The sequence below is a fragment of the Fimbriimonadia bacterium genome (assembly GCA_039961735.1).
GTDB lineage: Bacteria > Armatimonadota > Fimbriimonadia > Fimbriimonadales > JABRVX01 > JABRVX01.
Genome location: JABRVX010000003.1, coordinates 69,595 through 85,528, shown reverse-complemented (window position 1 = coordinate 85,528; position 15,934 = coordinate 69,595). Strand labels below are relative to the sequence as shown.

Sequence of the window (15,934 nt, the reverse complement as noted above, 5' to 3'; positions counted from 1 at the left end):
ACCATTGGGTTTCAGGATCAATACGAATACCTCTGCCATGAACGCACTGCGCAACTTGGGCCTCGCAGAGACCGAGTTTGCGAAGAGTGTCACAAGACTCTCGACCGGCCTGCGCATCTCCAATGCGGCGGACGACCCCGCGGGATTGATCATCTCGGAGAACCTGCGTGCCCAGATTGGCAGCATTGACCAGGCTGTACGAAACGCTCAGGACGCGACCAGCTTTGCCAAGACCGCTGAAGGAGCGTTGGACGAGGTCAGCCGACTGCTGCGCGACGCTCGCGCCCTAGCGGTCGCAGCTTCCAACACCGGTGTTCTGGACTCAGCAGCCCTGCAGGCTAACCAGAACCAGATCATGTCTATCCTGGCGAGTATCGACCGAATCTCGTCTACCACCCAGTTCGGCGGGAAGAAACTTCTCGACGGTTCATCGGGCATCAGCGCGAACGTGACGGACACCGGGACGCTGGCCGGAATCAGCCTCGGCGGCACGTTCAATGGAAACTCCATTCAGTCCGATGGCGTCGTGTCGGTCGCGTTGGTGACCAGCGCCACACGTGCTTCGACAACGCTCGACATCACGTACGGCGCACTGACGAGCGTGGTGGCTGCAGGCACGTTCGTGTTGAACGGCGTGTCCATCAGTTCGAACGGGACCGAGACGCTCCAGGAGATCATCAACAAGATCAACCTGAAGAGCGGGGTGACTGGTGTAACGGCGGAAGCGTCGTTTGCCACCTCGACGCAGATCTTCGTAAAGCTGAACCAGACCAACTACGGCAGCAACTACAGTATCACGCTGTACGATAAGTCAGATCTGATCGCATCTGCCGATTCAGTGACGGCCACGGCACGCGACGCGGTGGTGAGCGTGACCGTGACGACTTCGGCGGGAGCCGAGACGGTAGCGTTCACCGGCGGGCGGAACTCTGGTGACAGCGGGTTGCGGCTAACAGACCGCTATGGCAACGCGATGCTCCTTACCGAGCAAGGCAATGCATCGCTATCAACGACGGCCGCGGTGGTTGCACAGATCTCGGCTGGCAGCGCGCAGTTCCAGATCGGCGCGAACGCGAACAACACGACGGCACTGTCGCTGGCCAACGTCAACACGTCTCAGCTCGGAACGACGGTGGTGTCCGGCAAGAACCTGAGCACTATCGACGTGACGACCTCGGCAGGGGCAACGGAGGCGTTGTCCATCATCGATGCCGCCATCGAGAAGGTATCCTCGCTACGCTCGGACATCGGCTCGTTCCAGCGCAACGTGTTGGAATCCTCGATTCGGTCCCTGGGTGTCGCCAAGGAGAACCTGTCGGCGACGGAGTCGCAGATCCGCGACCTGGACGTGGCCCAGGAGATCACCAACTTTACTAAGCTGCAGATTCTCCAGCAGTCCGGCCTATCGGTGCTGGCGCAGGCCAACGCTGCGCCGCAGACGGTGTTGCTGCTGCTTCGGTAGGTCCAGTCACGGCAGTCGGCAACTCGGCGCCTCGGCTCGGTCGGGCCGGGGCGCCCTCTTGTTTTTGAAGAACTGACGATCCCGGCATCTTTGCATGGTAGCAGCTTTGACAGCCGTGGAAAGAACCTGCCAGCAAACAGCCGTGGCCCCCCAGAAGGAGCCAGAGCGCCGAAGGGCCTGAGGGTGTATCGGCGCAATCCCGAAGGGCGTGCAGCCGCCCGGAGGAGGCCCGCGAAGGAGCGAGGGGCACGGCATCATGGAGGATAAGCAGTGGGGTTCCGAATCAACACCAATACATCGGCGCTCAATGCGTTGCGCAACCTGAACATGATCGAGAGTGAGTTCTCGAAGAGTGTGACGCGTCTGTCCACGGGCCTCCGCATCTCTACGGCGGCCGACGACCCAGCAGGACTGATCATCTCGGAGAGCCTCCGCGCGCAGATCGGAGGCATCGACCAGGCGATTCGCAACGCCCAGGACGCCACGAACTTCGCAAAGACGGCGGAAGGGGCGCTAGACGAGGTGAATCGGCTGCTGCGCGACGCCCGCTCCCTCGCCGTGGCTTCGGCTAACACCGGTGTGCTGGACCAAGCAGCGCTACAGGCCAACCAAAATCAGATCAACTCTATCATCGCTACGATTGACCGCATCGCCTCGACGACACAGTTCGGTGGTAAGCGGCTGCTGGACGGCTCGTCGGGCATCTCGTCGAGCGTGACGGACACCTCGATACTGGCGGCCATCAACATCGGCGGCACGTTCAACGGCAACTCGGTACAGTCGGACGGGCTGGTGTCGGTGGCCATCGTGACCAGCGCGACGCGAGCCTCCACCACGCTGGACGTGACCTACGGCGCGCTGTCCAGCATCGTGTCGGCGGGCACGTTCGTCATCAATGGCGTGTCCATCACCTCCAGCGGGACGGAGACCCTGCAGGAGATCATCACCAAGATCAACCTGCAGAGCAAGAGCACGGGCGTTACTGCCGAGGCCTCGTTCGCATCGGCTACCCAGGTGTTCGTGCGCCTCAGCCAAACCAACTACGGCAGCCGCTACGGCATTACCTTGTACGACAAGACGGACATGATCGCGAGCGCCGATTCGGTGACAGTGACTGCCCGGGACGCGCAGGTCAGCGTATCGGTAACTACTGCCTCGGGTGTCGAGACGGTGCTTTTTACAGGCGGCCGCAACGCCGGGGACACTGGACTGCGCCTTACCGACCGCTACGGTAACGTACTGCTGCTCACCGAACAGGGCAACAGCTCCCTGGGAACAACCGCGGTCGCCGTGGCGCAGATCACCGCCGGCATGGCGCAGTTCCAAATTGGCGCCAACGCCAACAACACCACTGCCCTTTCGCTTATGAACATCGCGACCGCCAATCTTGGCGACACGGTGTTCAGTGGAAAGAACTTAAGTACTGTAGACGTGACTACCTCGGCAGGTGCGACGGAGGCGCTCGCTATCGTGGACGCCGCCATCGAAGAGGTGTCGTCGCTTCGAGCGTCGATCGGCTCGTTCACCCGCAACGTACTGGAGTCCAACATCCGGTCACTAGGCGTTGCCAGGGAGAACCTATCGGCGACCGAGTCGCAGATTCGCGACCTCGATTTAGCCAACGAGATCACCAGCTTCACCAAGCTGCAAATCCTCCAGCAGTCCGGCCTATCGGTGCTAGCGCAGGCCAACGCTGCTCCTCAATCGGTCCTCGCGCTGCTCCGATAGGCCCGGACGTTCGGGTCGGCACTAGGGAACGCGCCCCGGAGCACTAGCTCCGGGGCGCCCATTCATAGGCAACCCTTACCGGCGGGAACTCGTTTGAAGCTGCATGTATATCTGCTCCGCTCGCGTGCTCGGGTTCCTGCCTCTCCTCGCCGTGTTGTGTATGCTTCCGACCGGGTGCGGTAGAGCCGAAGGAGACAGCAAACTGGCATCCATTAGCTACCCCGTTGTGAACGCGCCAGAGTTCGTCGGAGGTACGGACGACTGGCTGAACAGTAAGCCCCTGAGCATCAAGGACCTTCGCGGCAAGGTCGTGCTGGTGGACTTCTGGGAGTACACCTGCGTGAACTGCATTCGCACCTTTCCCTACCTGACCGAATGGTATCGCAGATATGCTGACAAGGGGCTCGTCATAGTCGGGATACACACTCCCGAGTTCGAGTTCGCGAAGTCGAAGGAGAGGGTTTCGGCTGCCGCGCAGCGGTTTGGTCTCGCCTTCCCGATACTCCTCGACAACGAGTACGAGAACTGGTCCGCCTACGCCAACCGCTATTGGCCACGCAAGTACCTGATTGACAAGAATGGCAAGATCGTGTACGACCACATCGGGGAGGGTGGCTACGGGACGACAGAGAAACGCATCCAGGCGCTGTTGCGCGACGCGGGCTATTCGGGCGAACTGCCTCCGATTATGGAGTCGGTCCGTGAGACTGATAGGCCGGGCGCGGTGTGCTACCCGACTACCCCCGAGCTCTACGCGGGCAGCCGCGGGTACCAGAGCGGCCACTTCGGGCAGGATGCGTTCTACCGTCAAGGGCAGGTGGTGGTGTTTTCAAAGGAACAGCCGCGCGACGCTGGGCGCATATACCTGTCGGGCAAGTGGTACTGCGGGCCCGAGAGCGTTCGGGCGGAAGGGATGCCTGCTGCAATCGAGCTGAGCTATAAGGCGACCGAGGTGAATGCAGTGCTGAAGTCTGGTGGGGCACAGCCGATTCGATTGCTCGTCACGCAAGACGGCAAACCACTGAACAAGGCCAGTGCGGGGCAAGATGCGCGCTTCGACGAGCAGAGCAACTGCTACGTGGAAGTGGCCGAAGGGCGGATGTACAGCCTCGTCGTGAACCCGAAGCACGGAGAGCACGTGCTCACCCTCACGCCACAGGCGGCGGGAGTGGAGTTATACTCGTTCACCTTTAGTAGCTCGTGCGTCGAGCCCTAGCGGGCCAAGGCGCAGGCGACCTGAGCGGCCAGCCGAGCATTGGCGACGAGGAGCGCCGCGTTCGTTCGCAGGTTTTCGCCGTGCAGGGCGAGCGTGACGGCTTCCAACAGCCGCGGTGTTACCTCTCTGCCCTCCACTCCTTCTCGTGCGCAGGCGTCCTCTGCCTGATCCACCGCACGTTGCACCACATGCCAGGGCAAAGCAGCGTCCTGGGGCGGCGGCTGGCAGAGCAGCACCGCGCTGCGCACGGCCAGATCCATCTGCTCACGGAAGACCGAGGCCGCAGCTTCCGGGGAGTCCACCCTTCCCGTGGCAGCGTAGCCGCTATTAGCACAGTAGAACGCCGGAATCCTGTCAGTGCGGTACCCGACCACCGGCACACCGCTCGCCTCCAGGCGCTCTAGTGTCGTCGGGACGTCCAGCACCGCCTTCGGCCCGCTGCACACCACGACCATGGGGATGGAAGCCAATGCCATGAGGTCGGTGGACACGTCCTGCCCGCCACGATGCACGCCCCCGATTCCACCAGTTGCCATCACTTTGATTCCGACGCGGTGGGCAAGATGCATCGTGGCCGAGACGGTCGTGCCCCCGCACGCCCCGGCGTGACACGCGACGGACAGGTTCTGCAGGTTTACCTTCTGCGGTTCGTCCTGCTCCCTTAGCCGCAGCAACTCGTCGTTCGTCAGCCCAACCTTCGCCTTACCGTCCAGCAGGCCCACAACCGCCGCTACCGCGTGCTCCTGCTCGATAGCGGCGACCTGTTGCAGTACCGTTTCTATGCCGAGCGGCTTCGGCAGTCCATGGGTGAGCACCGCGGTCTCCAGTGCGACCACCGGACGCCTTGCGGCAACCGCGTCGCGCACGCACTCGCTAACGGTCGCGCTCACGCTTCGCCCATGCCTTCAGAGCGTTCTCGAAGTCGTGCAGCACCGGCTCCACACGCACGCGAGTGAACACCACCACGTCCTTGCCACGCTTGCGCTCTACGAGCCGGAAGTCTTCCGTGATCTCCGGAGCAGGTTTGGTCTCCGTGATTCCCAGCCCCGGCCGGACGTACACCCCTGCCAGGCTGAGGTCCCATAGCGAGGCAGGCGATCGGCCCATGGTCGCAGCCACTTCTTTCAGCAACTTGCCGGGCGTGCCATAGTCCGCGAAGCGCTCGCGGACCTCGGTGCCGGTCAGCTTGATGGCATCAGCCACGCCTACCGCGGGCATCCAATAGAGCGTCACCGGCGATTCGAACAGCATCTGTGCCGCCCTCACGTCGTTCGCCAGGTTGAAGTCGCCGCGTCCGCCCTTCGGCAGCGGTCCTCCGCCAACCCAATACACCTGTGCCTTCGCTGCGGCGCCCTCTTTCAGAGCTTGGGCCACATCCGTGGCGGCCGAGAAGCAGAGCACGTCCAGTCGGCCCTGCTTGGCGAGCGTGGCGATCTGGAGTGCCCCCTCCGAGGCAGGTTGATCCGGCTTTTCGGCGAGCGACACCTCCGCACCTTGCCACACGGGCACCTGTGAACCGAGGTCGGCGAGCAGCTTGGTGACCGCTTCCTTCGCCAACTTCGCAGTGCCGGGCGCACCGTAGTGCGAGGCCACGATGCCTTTGACCTCGACCGATGGCGAGGCCAGCAAGTACACGATGGCCAATTGGTCGTCCACCCAGTTGCCGCAGTCGGTGACGACCACGACCGGCTTGGCTGACCAGGCCGATACCGCCACACACATCAGGGCCATCCAAAGCGACTTCATCTCACCCTCCCGAGGAGTGGATTGGCACTGCGCGAGTCTCTCGCGCTTCCTTCCATTGCAAGCACGCGATGCGCCGGCTCATCAGTTCCCTAGCCCCTACTCGCCCTGCAGCCGACGAAGCGCACGGCGAGCCGCTTCACGAACCTCCGGGTTGGCATCCTCCGCGAGCGGACGCACTCTCTCGGCCCACTCCTTTCGACCGATCTGCCCCACTCGGGACACCACCAGCTCGCGGATGTCCGGGTTGGGGTGTTTCAGCAACGAAATGCCGACTTCCACCATGGCGGGCTTGTTGGAGAGCAAGAGCGCCGCGCCTGCTTCAGCCCGCACCAGATCCGAGGTCTCGTGCTGCACTGCATCGGCCAGGCGGACGTCCAGCCCCACGAGCGATGGGTCGGATACGGCACGTGCCGCCGCCGCGCGCACGTTCGGGTCTGGGTCGTTCAAGAAGCCGAGTAGGAACACGTGGCCGCCCTGACCACCCATCTTGCCGAGCGCGCGACAGGCTGCCACCCGGCCGGCGATGTCAGACGAGTTCATGAGCGAGCCGATTCCTGCCAGCGCCTTCGTGTCGTTTTTTTCGGCAAGCAGCTCGGCAATGACCCCGCGCGTGTAGCCTGACAATGCCTTCGCAACACCCTCTCGCAGGGCCACCTTCGCCCTCTCCGTGTCCTGGAACGCGAGTGCGCGCGCGGCATACTCGGCCACCCGCGCGTCCGTATCCATGATCTCCTGAATCAGCGCAGGCTCGACTTCGGGATGCCTAACACGCGTGAAGACGGCGGCGGCGTTCAGCCGCACCGTCGCGTTGACGTCGGATAGCAGCTTTGCCGCAGTCTGGATATCCGAGAGCGGGGAATCGGCTTTGATGCGCGCGCAGGCGGCAGCGCGCAGGAGCGCATCTGCGGACTCGAAACTCGGCGCCGCTTCGAGCAGCGGGGCCTCCTCGCCAACCTCAGCCTGCTGCAAGATGCGAAAGTCGTCCACGTAGTAGGTGATGCGATCGGACGAGAACCACTGGTTGCTACAGAACTTCCGCGGGTCGCCGAATCCGATGTCCGTCACGATGTGCGGTCCGGGACTACCGATGGCCTTCTCGAGCGCGCCGCCCAGATCGTACACCACCCGCTGCCACGTACCATCGGCGACGAAGCGTGCCCGAGGCAACTCCATACTCTCGCCCCACTGCTCGCGGTGGCGGCCGGTGAGCATCACGGCGTAGCGTTTTTGGTCCGCAAGGGTCACGATCAGCCCGCACGACTCGCGGCTCGTGGTCTTCAGATACAACTCCACGAAGCGGTAGACGCTCGCATCGTAGCCGGGCCCGGCAGGGTCGGGTTGTGCGTTGGGCAGGTATTTGCCGAAGGCATTCACCCGCCCCCAGTGGGTCCCACCCTGGTCCGTGATGGACAGGACGTTACCGCCACGCTCTGCATCGGTTACGGCCTCGACTGTCCAGCCCGCAAGATCGTGTCTAAGGGTGCCCCAGCCCCCGAGGTCCGTCTCGAAATCGTCATGCTGCAGCACTGGCTGTCGGAAGACTTCGAGAGCCACCTCCGCCGGGAACACCCTGCCGCCGACCTCCACCATGGCACGCACCGTGGTGGGTCCCTCGGGAGCTCCCGTCACGTCGAAGGCATACTCCACTGTGGTTAGTGCATTCACCTGCAATCTCACGATCGAAGGCGTATCCCCGATGGGTCGCCAACCTGTCGGGAGGTCCCACTGCACCCGTGCATCTCCGGCCTCCTTGCTCCGCAGCTCCAGCTTTAGTCTGTGCTCTCTGCCGGACACCCTGGATGTCCCGACGGGTAGAAGGCGTACGTGCAAGGCGTCGAGTACATGCACGGTGATGGGACGCGAGACGACCTCGCCCGTGGCGCGAGCCGCCCTCGCCTCGTACACCGCAGCGGACACGTTGGCTGGCGGCGTGAAGCGGAACCCCGACGCCGTTCGCTCCATGGGTCGGTCCGTGCCCCACTCGTACAGTGCCCACGGCGACAGGCCGGGAACGTCGCACTCGATGCGGGGTGCGATCTCCTGGCCCGCTGCAGCTGCCCCGGAGAACTGCACGTCCACCGGCACTCCGGCCGTGCCGACTCGGAGCAGGCCGGTCTCCGCGAGGGTGTCGCGGTCCATCGCGGTGTCCAGCACTACCATCATCTTGGCATCCACCGTCAGGTATCCGAGTACGTTCGCTGGCGGCTGAGTGCCAACGGGGTGGTCGGCCAGCGCCGCCACAACCATGTCTATCAGGTCCCAGCGCACGAACAGCATCTGCCGAACCTGATCACCGGCACGATAGCGGAACGTTGCCATGCCCTCGCGCAAGAAGTTGAGCTGGTTATCCAGGATAGAGTTCTCGGGGTCCGGCTCTTGGCGCACGACTGAGAGGATGCTCCCCGTCTCCGAGGGCACGAAGCACACGTCGGTTTGGGTGTGCTTAATCTCGATGCCCGACACACCTAGACGCTTCGCAATGGTGTCAGGTGTTAGATAGGGCAGCTTTGCCCAAGGGTCATCGCGGACGTCGCCCCAAGAGACAGGTACCGGTTCGTCCGTAGTATATGTCTGCTTGGCCACCGCCACGTAGTCCGGCTCGCGACGGTTGCTCATCTTCAGCCACATACCCGGGCGCACGGAGTAGCGGAACAGATCTCGCATCCACGAGTACCACCCCGTGTGGCCTGCTTGGTCCACCGCGTACCCGTTTTGTTCGGCAGAATGCAGGTGTGGTAGCCAGCTATACTCCGGTCCGCCGTATCCCCAAAGCCCGTAGGTACCCTCGATCTGGTGGTACCACTCGTGTAGCATAGCTTCCGTGTGGCCTATGCGTGGCCCCAACTCGCGTCCATGCGAGAGCAGTACGTAGGCCTGCGTGGCCCCGTTCGTCCGGCCGGCCGTGCCTCCGAACGAGAAGGCCGTGGAAGGGCCCGGGTACCAAAAGAACAGGATGCAGTCGAAGTCCCCGCGGTTGATGAGGCCTCGGTAGTACACCTCGCCCGCAACCCGCGGGTCGAACGACCACGACTCGTTGCCGCGATACTGCCCCCTTACCGGCTGGTCCTCGATGTTGAAGTCTATCTCGACCTTCAGGTTTCCGCCTGAGAACACCTCGACGAGTGTCTTCCATCGGGCGAAGGTTTCACGGCACAGGTCGAGGTCTTCGGGATCCATCTTCACCCACTGACGGTGGAGCACCCCGTCGGCGTCTTCGTACAGGAGGTCTAGGGTGGTGAAGACGGTGCATTTGGCGCGCCACACGTTCGGTGTTCCCGTGCGGATGTGCTCCATCGCCGTCTCGTACTCCTTGGCAAACTCATCCCATCCGCCGCGACCCAGATAGGCGCGCCCCAGATTGCCCCATTGGTTGATCTCGTACGTCCAGCCCCCGTGCCCGAAGCGCGGGCCCTGTGCGTTCACCGGGACCACGGCGTCCGCCGGGAAACGGATGGGTACGTCGGCTTCGCCGAGGCGCATCGTGCCAAAGGTTTTCCATTCCACGTCCGCCCACGAGAACGTGCAGATGCCGAGGACCACCCCGAGAACCGGGAACATCAACATATAAAGCAACCTCCTGTTGCCTGCCGGATTCGGCCTCGACCTAGCCGTCCCTGCGCCCGGAACTCCGCCGGAGACCTTAGCCGTACTGCAGATAGAACCTTAGGGTCAATTGATGCCTCGTGCCGCGTCGGTCGACCCTAGGCCGTCGTGGCATGTCAGAACGCAGGAGGATAGACATGAGCGTTTCAGCAGCTCGCCTGCTTGTGCCCGCGGGAATCCTTGCGGCCTCGCTAGGGCTGGTGTTCGCGATTTCGCAGCAGGATGCATCGAAAACCGATAGTGGGAAGTCCGGAGTGCAAATTGCCAAGACGGTAAAAGCGGTAGTGCAGGCCCCTGCAGCCCTTGACCGCAAGCTTGGCACGACACTGTCGCTGGACAATGCCGACCTCAAAACCGCCATTGAGATTCTGACGGGCCTCGATGCGTGCCGGGACTTGGACATCGTGGTCGCGGATCCGGGCGAGGCCGGACGGCGCGTGACGCTGCGCATCGGGCCGGAGAAGACCGTGCGCGAAGCGCTCGAGATCCTGGCGTCCGCCTACAACCGTCAGTTCGCCGTGGAGAAAGGCGTTGTTCATTTGAAGCGGCGAGGCCTGCTGATCCAGACCCCACAGGCCGGCACCCTGTTCGATCTTGCCCCCAAATTCCGGACGGACGACTCGGGACGGGTCCAATTCGATCTCCCGAAATCGGACAGTATTGCGGAGGCACTACGCGAAACCGCCAAAGCGCTTCGCGAGTCGGCCAAGGAACGAGACGGTGACGGCGGGGACTGGGCAAAGCTAGGTGATGAACTACGCAAAAGCGCCGAACAGCTCGAGAAACTCGCCAAGGAACTGGAGAGACGAGGCGATGTTCCGGGCTTCGAGTTCAAAGAGGCTCCGCGTCTCTTTACGCCGGACCGTGTGCGCGAGTTCGAATGGCGGAAGGACCTCACCCCCGAGAAACGCAAGCAGATGGAGGAGTGGCTCCGCGAACGCGGCTACCTGGACCGAGAGTTGAAGCTGGAGATACCTCGCATTCGTGAGAGGGTCGGCGAGGTGCCCGCGCTGAAGGAACTGTTCAAGGACATGCCCGACCTCCGCGAGATGCTGAAGGACGTGCCCTCCTTCCGAGACTCGTTCGAGTTTCGAGGCGGAGACGTTCGGCAGTTGATGGACAGCATCACGCCAAAGCAGTGGGCACTCCACGAAAAGCAGGGGTATCTCAAGCTGAGCGACCTGACACCTAAGCAGCGGAACATGGTTGGCATTCGCGGCGGGCCCGGCAGCCAGATCACGATGTCTTTCATGTTGGACGGAAAGAAGCTAACGATCAAGAGCGACTAGAACTCGGTAGGGGAGGCCGAACCGCCGCCCCTACCGGACCACGGTTTGGGGGAGTGCGGGCTCCGAAATGGGGTGCCGGGCATGCCGCGGTCCCGACAATGTGCGAGAGGGCCTTTCGACTGGGAATCTGCGGCACCGATAGGGCGAACAGTGAGCAAAGGGTAGGTACAGCGGACTTCCAACCGTCAAGATGTTGGAGACTGCGTGGAGGTGAAGGCCACATTTTGTGTTATGACCAGATGCGCAATCCTGGAGTCGGGGGTACAATAGGAACTGGAGGATTGGTCCTTCATTTGTCCGCGCCGACAGGAAGTCGCCGGGCGGTCGAGCGGCGGGAACCGGATGAGTTTGGATATCGTCGTCTGGGCATGAAGGACTCTTCGGATGCAATCTGATACGCAAGCATGGTCTCAGGCCGACGCGGAAGGCAGAGCCCTCTACGAGAAGGCGGACTACCAGGGCGCCATCACTCGTTGGCTTGACGCTCTCGTCAGCCTGGAGGAGTCAGGTGCCAACGCTCGGTCGCGAGCCGAAGCCCTCTACAACATCGGTATCTGCCATGGCCACATAGGCGACTGGGAAGCGTTGATTCGCTATCTCGAGCGTGGGCTCGAGGAGCACTTCACCCTTCTGCCCCCTACCCTACAAGCCGACCACGAGTTTCGTGCTCGCTGCCTGTGTCGCCTCGGGGAGGCCTATCGCTTGCTCGAGGCATACGATTTCTCGGCAGACTGCCTCTCCGCCGCCGTGGAGATCGCAACCCGATCGAACAACGAGGTGCTCGCCGCGGAGTACCTCATCGCATGGGGGCAAACCGCAGAGGCTGCCGGGGACCTGATCACTGCGCTGAACATCCTGAACCGGGCGAGAGAGATCGCTCGTCGTCACGCGGTACTGGCAGACCTCGAGGCTAGAGCCGACGAAGCCATCCAGCAGATGCTACTCGCTGCATCCGAGCTCTAGCGGCTCGCCAGTTTCGACAGAACTTCCGACATCACACGAATCGCTTCTGCCAACCGTGGTCCAGGGCGTGTGGCCAGCGATGCATCCACATGATACACGGACCTGTTGGCTACAGCCTTGCAAGACTGCCACAGTGGGTCCTCCAGGAATTCCTTGGGGTCTCCGGTAGTGAAAATGACGTCGGGGTCGGAGAAGAGCACCGACTCGCGGCTGGCGGGATAGAACTTCGCCTGATGATCGGCAGTGACCTCGCCGCCTGCCCGGCGCACGCAATCCGCGGTAAGCGAATCGGAGCCCGCCACGTACAGACCATCTTTCCCCAAAGTGAACACTACCTTCGGTGGCGAAGCGAGCCTTTGCCCTGCGGACTCCAGCTCACGCGCAACCTCCGCGCCCTTCTCCGAGGCACCGAGAAGCCGTCCTACGGTGCGGATCATCTCAGCCGTAGCTGCGACGGACGTCGGTGTAAAGCGTTCCACCCGCACTCCGAGCGACTCCAACCGCGATACCTCGTCAGGGTTGTTCACCGTCATGTCCGCGAGCACCAGCGATGGGCCCGCAGCGACCACGGCCTCCACATTCAAGCGGTAGTCGGTTACTCGCGGGATACGTTCGACCTCCGGGGGATAGTCGCACGCAGTCGTGATGCCTACGAGACGGTCGCCTCTGCCGACGGCGAACACCACCTCGGTCAGAGCGGGTGAGAGCGTCACCACTCCTTCCGTCTTCCCCGAGCGCTGACGCTCCGCACATCCGGCGAGCAATAGCACCATGACAACGAGGCAAAAAAGGGATCTCATCGGCTCACGATCTTTTGCAGTCGTTCTACTTCCGCCTTGGAGAGCATCCGGCAAGCCCCCTTGGGTAGCCGGTAGGCCGAGAGCGGCCCAAATCGGGTACGCACGAGCTCTTCGACTGGGTGCCCCACTGCCTCCAACATACGTCGCACTTGTCGCTTCCGGCCCTCCTTGAGGACTAGCTCTAGCGTGCAGCGGCCCGACTTCCGGTCCTGGCCAAGCACTCTGACCTCGGCCGGTGCCGTCATCCCGTCCTCCAGTCGCACTCCTTTGCGAAGGCGTTCGAGTGCGGCATCGGAGGGCGTACTGCCCACGACGGCTCGGTAAGTCTTGCGCACACCGTGGCTGGGATGCATCAATCGGTTCGCCAGCGCGCCGTCGTTCGTAAATAGCAGCACCCCGGCGGTATCTTTGTCCAGCCTACCGACGGGAAAGACACGTGCGGGCAACTCTGGAAGTAGCTGCATCACCGAGCGACTTGCGTGGGGGTCCTTTACGGTCGTAACGTAGCCTGGTGGCTTGTTCATCAGTACGTACAGCAGTCTCGGACGATGTATCGGCTTTCCATCTACCTCGATGACGTCTGAGGAGAGGTCGGCCTTCGTTCCTAGCTCTGTGACTACTTTGCCGTTCACGCTGACTCGCCCTTCGAGGATCAGCACCTCGCAGGCGCGTCGCGAGCCGAATCCTGCAGCAGCCAACAGCTTCTGGAGACGCTCAGCCACCTGGGTTCCAGCGCAGCAGGCGCCACGCGGCCACCGCGAACACCCCGAAGAGCAACGTCCACGCAGACCATCCGGAGATGGAAGACTGCATCGACACGCCCACCCGTTCGGCAGCAATCAGCGGTACCGCGTCCACCACCTGTCCGGCATGAACGACCTGTAGTTCTCCCAACTTCTGCCCAGGTGCTACGGGAGCCCGAACCTCGTTGAGGTTCACCTTGATCTCGGGCTTGGACGGCGATGAACGCGGGACAAGCGCGTAGGCCTCGCGCGCGGTGAGTGCCGCAACCGTCGGTGCAGTACCTCCGCGCACGAGCGCCCTACCGGAGACGTGACGACTGGGCAGAACCTCGGTCCGGTCGTACGACGCAAAGCACCGGTCTATCAGTGCCAGGGTGTCGGCCCGCCAATCGGGGCTGTCGAGAACCACCGTGATAACGCGAAAGCCCCCCTGCTCCGCGCTGCCCACGAAGCAGTGCCCCGACTTGGCCGTGTAGCCGGTCTTGATTCCGTCGACCTTCGAGCCCGGGCCGAGAAGGCGGTTGCGGTTGATCATCCACAAGTCCTCGCCGTTCACGCTACGGTCGACTCGGTGCTTGCGCGTCGCGACCACGTGTCGGAAGAAAGGCGAGCGCATCGCCTCCCGGGCGATTAGTGCGAGGTCTCGGGCCGTGCTGTAGTGGCGGTCGTCGTGCAGGCCGTGCGGGTTCACGAAGTTGGTGTTGACTGCACCAAGGCGTCGCGCGCGCTGGTTCATCTTGGCGCAGAAAGCTTCTTCCGAACCTGAGACGTGAAGGGCAGCAAGCTGGCAGCCGTCGTTGGCCGACCGCAGGAGAATGCAGTAAAGAAGATCTCGGACAGAGATGCGTTCGCCGGGCTGAAGGTTCATCGAGCTCTCGCCGACGAAAGTGAAGTCCGGTGGAGCCGTCACGATGGAGTCGAGGTCGCACGACTCCAGCACGAGCAGCGCCGTCATGATCTTTGTCGTACTCGCCGGGTATCGCCGAACGTCGGCTGCTTTCTCGAAGAGGACCGCTCCGCTTGCAGCGTCGATTGCGATGTAGGACGCCGCTTGGATTTCCGCGCCCTTCTGCCCGTGGCAGAGAGCACAGGCGCACAACAGCAGGACGACGGCGAGCCTCACGTCTCCGCTTCGATGGGCGGCAGATGCTCGAGCGACACCAGGTTGAACTGGTGGAGGAACTGGTCGGTGGTACCGTAGGTGTACGGCCTTCCGACGGTGTCCTTTCGCCCTGTCGCTTCCACGAGTCCCATCTCCATCAGGATCTTGACCGAGTGATCGCTATTGACGCCGCGGACCGCCTCCAGTTCTGCAAGCGTGATGGGTTGACGGTAGGCGATCACGGCCAACGTCTCGAGCGCTGCTCGCGACAACTTGCGCTTACGAGGGTTCAGGTAGGCCGCCACCGTGTCGGCGAATTCTGGCTTAGTGGCTAGCTGGAAGCCCCCCGCGATCTCGACCAGGTGCAGCCCACTCGTACCGTCGAGCCTCTTTCGCAATGCGTCGAGCGCGGCCTGCACCTCGGACTGCGGCGCACCACACAGGTCAGCGAGTGCCTTCAGAGGAACAGGCTCACCCGCGACGAAGAGCACGCACTCCACCGTCGCAGTCAGCTTGGCTAGGCCGTCTTCTCGGGGCTCAGGAGAAAGATCCTCTCGTCCCGAACCGTTACTCGACAGAAGCCCAGTCTCACGCTCTCCAAAACCGCCAGAAAGTGCCATACAACGTCCATTCGTGTGTAGTCTTCAGGAAGTAGCCTCTCGAACTCGACCGGTGATTCCGCAGTCACTGCCGCCAGTACGCGCTGGGTCAGTTCGGCCATCGAGAAGCGTGGCCGCGCTGGGAGTCCTTCCGGTTCTTCCGCCGCGCGCTCCAGCAGCCGCTTCAGCGCCCTCGCCAGGTCTTCGGTCTTCACGCTGGAGAGGTCCAGTGGCAGCTCGTAGGTTCCGTCCGCCGCAACTTGCTGCCGGAAGAAAAGCAGGTCCCGCATCTCCTTCGCTGCTGCCAACGCTTCGATGGCGGGAGCGAAGATGGAGGCGGTAGGCTCGATGCCGATTTCAGACTCGAGTTCGTCCGGCTCTGCATCCTCAGGGATCATGCCCCACGCCTTGCGCTCGACCAAGTACGCAAGGCCGAACATGCCTGCAGAAGCCCTGTCAATCTCGCTGCAGCCGGTCTCCTCGAGGTAGCGCACGTACTCGAGGCAGATGGGAGCGAGCGGAATGCCTGCAAGCTGGATTCGGCACTCCCGGACCAGTTGGATCAAACGCTCTAGTGGACCCTCGAACTCCTCCGAGCGGACCGTGACGGGTGGAGCGGTCCCGGGTCCGAGATAGCCTACCGAGGGTGCATCCTTGCTGCGTGCGGGTGCTGGTATCGCCGG

The 15,934-nt window shown here is 62.8% G+C and carries 13 protein-coding genes; 5 read left to right on the top strand and 8 right to left on the bottom strand.

Annotated features, from left to right (window positions below; genetic code table 11):
* Window positions 1-37 precede the first annotated feature (37 nt).
* From HRF45_01130 to HRF45_01120, 3 genes are all read left to right on the top strand, one after another.
* Window positions 38-1,462: a hypothetical protein gene (locus HRF45_01130; protein MEP0765132.1), complete on the top strand. Its 1,425-nt coding sequence runs from the start codon at window positions 38-40 to the stop codon at window positions 1,460-1,462.
* Window positions 1,463-1,732: 270 nt separating this feature from the next.
* Entirely contained in the window at window positions 1,733-3,190 is a 1,458-nt protein-coding gene (locus tag HRF45_01125) for a hypothetical protein (GenBank protein ID MEP0765131.1), read from the top strand.
* A gap of 103 nt (window positions 3,191-3,293) precedes the next feature.
* Complete coding sequence (locus HRF45_01120) at window positions 3,294-4,406, top strand: redoxin family protein (GenBank protein MEP0765130.1); 1,113 nt, start codon at window positions 3,294-3,296, stop codon at window positions 4,404-4,406.
* On the opposite strand, the gene HRF45_01115 is transcribed toward HRF45_01120, so the two are convergent.
* From HRF45_01115 to HRF45_01105, 3 genes are all read right to left on the bottom strand, one after another.
* Window positions 4,403-5,272, bottom strand: coding sequence for a pseudouridine-5'-phosphate glycosidase (locus HRF45_01115; protein MEP0765129.1), 870 nt, complete (start codon window positions 5,270-5,272; stop codon window positions 4,403-4,405). The two genes, HRF45_01120 and HRF45_01115, sit on opposite strands and share 4 nt — an antisense overlap.
* A 7-nt stretch (window positions 5,273-5,279) precedes the next feature.
* On the bottom strand, window positions 5,280-6,152 hold the full coding sequence (locus HRF45_01110; protein ID MEP0765128.1) for a nucleoside hydrolase: 873 nt from the start codon (window positions 6,150-6,152) through the stop codon (window positions 5,280-5,282).
* 96 nt (window positions 6,153-6,248) lie between these two features.
* Window positions 6,249-9,716, bottom strand: coding sequence for a HEAT repeat domain-containing protein (locus HRF45_01105; GenBank protein MEP0765127.1), 3,468 nt, complete (start codon window positions 9,714-9,716; stop codon window positions 6,249-6,251).
* Window positions 9,717-9,892: 176 nt separating this feature from the next.
* Between HRF45_01105 and HRF45_01100 the strand changes: the two genes are divergently transcribed.
* Together HRF45_01100 and HRF45_01095 are read left to right on the top strand one after the other, a co-directional pair.
* Window positions 9,893-11,044, top strand: coding sequence for a hypothetical protein (locus tag HRF45_01100; GenBank protein MEP0765126.1), 1,152 nt, complete (start codon window positions 9,893-9,895; stop codon window positions 11,042-11,044).
* Window positions 11,045-11,428: 384 nt separating this feature from the next.
* Window positions 11,429-12,007 (top strand): hypothetical protein, encoded by a 579-nt coding sequence (locus HRF45_01095; GenBank protein ID MEP0765125.1) that lies wholly within the window; start codon window positions 11,429-11,431, stop codon window positions 12,005-12,007.
* Here HRF45_01095 and HRF45_01090 read toward each other — a convergent pair.
* From HRF45_01090 to HRF45_01070, 5 genes are read right to left on the bottom strand one after another with little or no spacing between them, the layout of a single operon-like run.
* A complete protein-coding gene (locus tag HRF45_01090; GenBank protein ID MEP0765124.1) occupies window positions 12,004-12,807 on the bottom strand; it encodes an ABC transporter substrate-binding protein in 804 nt (267 codons plus the stop codon). The two genes, HRF45_01095 and HRF45_01090, sit on opposite strands and share 4 nt — an antisense overlap.
* Window positions 12,804-13,529: an rRNA pseudouridine synthase gene (locus HRF45_01085; GenBank protein MEP0765123.1), complete on the bottom strand. Its 726-nt coding sequence runs from the start codon at window positions 13,527-13,529 to the stop codon at window positions 12,804-12,806. Before HRF45_01085 ends, HRF45_01090 begins: the two co-directional genes overlap by 4 nt.
* Window positions 13,522-14,673, bottom strand: coding sequence for a D-alanyl-D-alanine carboxypeptidase (locus HRF45_01080; GenBank protein ID MEP0765122.1), 1,152 nt, complete (start codon window positions 14,671-14,673; stop codon window positions 13,522-13,524). The genes HRF45_01085 and HRF45_01080 overlap by 8 nt, the downstream gene beginning before the upstream one ends.
* Window positions 14,670-15,272 carry an SMC-Scp complex subunit ScpB gene (gene scpB / locus HRF45_01075; protein MEP0765121.1) on the bottom strand — a complete coding sequence of 201 codons (603 nt, stop codon included), beginning with the start codon at window positions 15,270-15,272 and terminating at the stop codon, window positions 14,670-14,672. The genes HRF45_01080 and scpB overlap by 4 nt, the downstream gene beginning before the upstream one ends.
* Complete coding sequence (locus HRF45_01070; GenBank protein ID MEP0765120.1) at window positions 15,170-15,817, bottom strand: hypothetical protein; 648 nt, start codon at window positions 15,815-15,817, stop codon at window positions 15,170-15,172. The genes scpB and HRF45_01070 overlap by 103 nt, the downstream gene beginning before the upstream one ends.
* Between the last annotated feature and the right edge of the window lie 117 nt (window positions 15,818-15,934).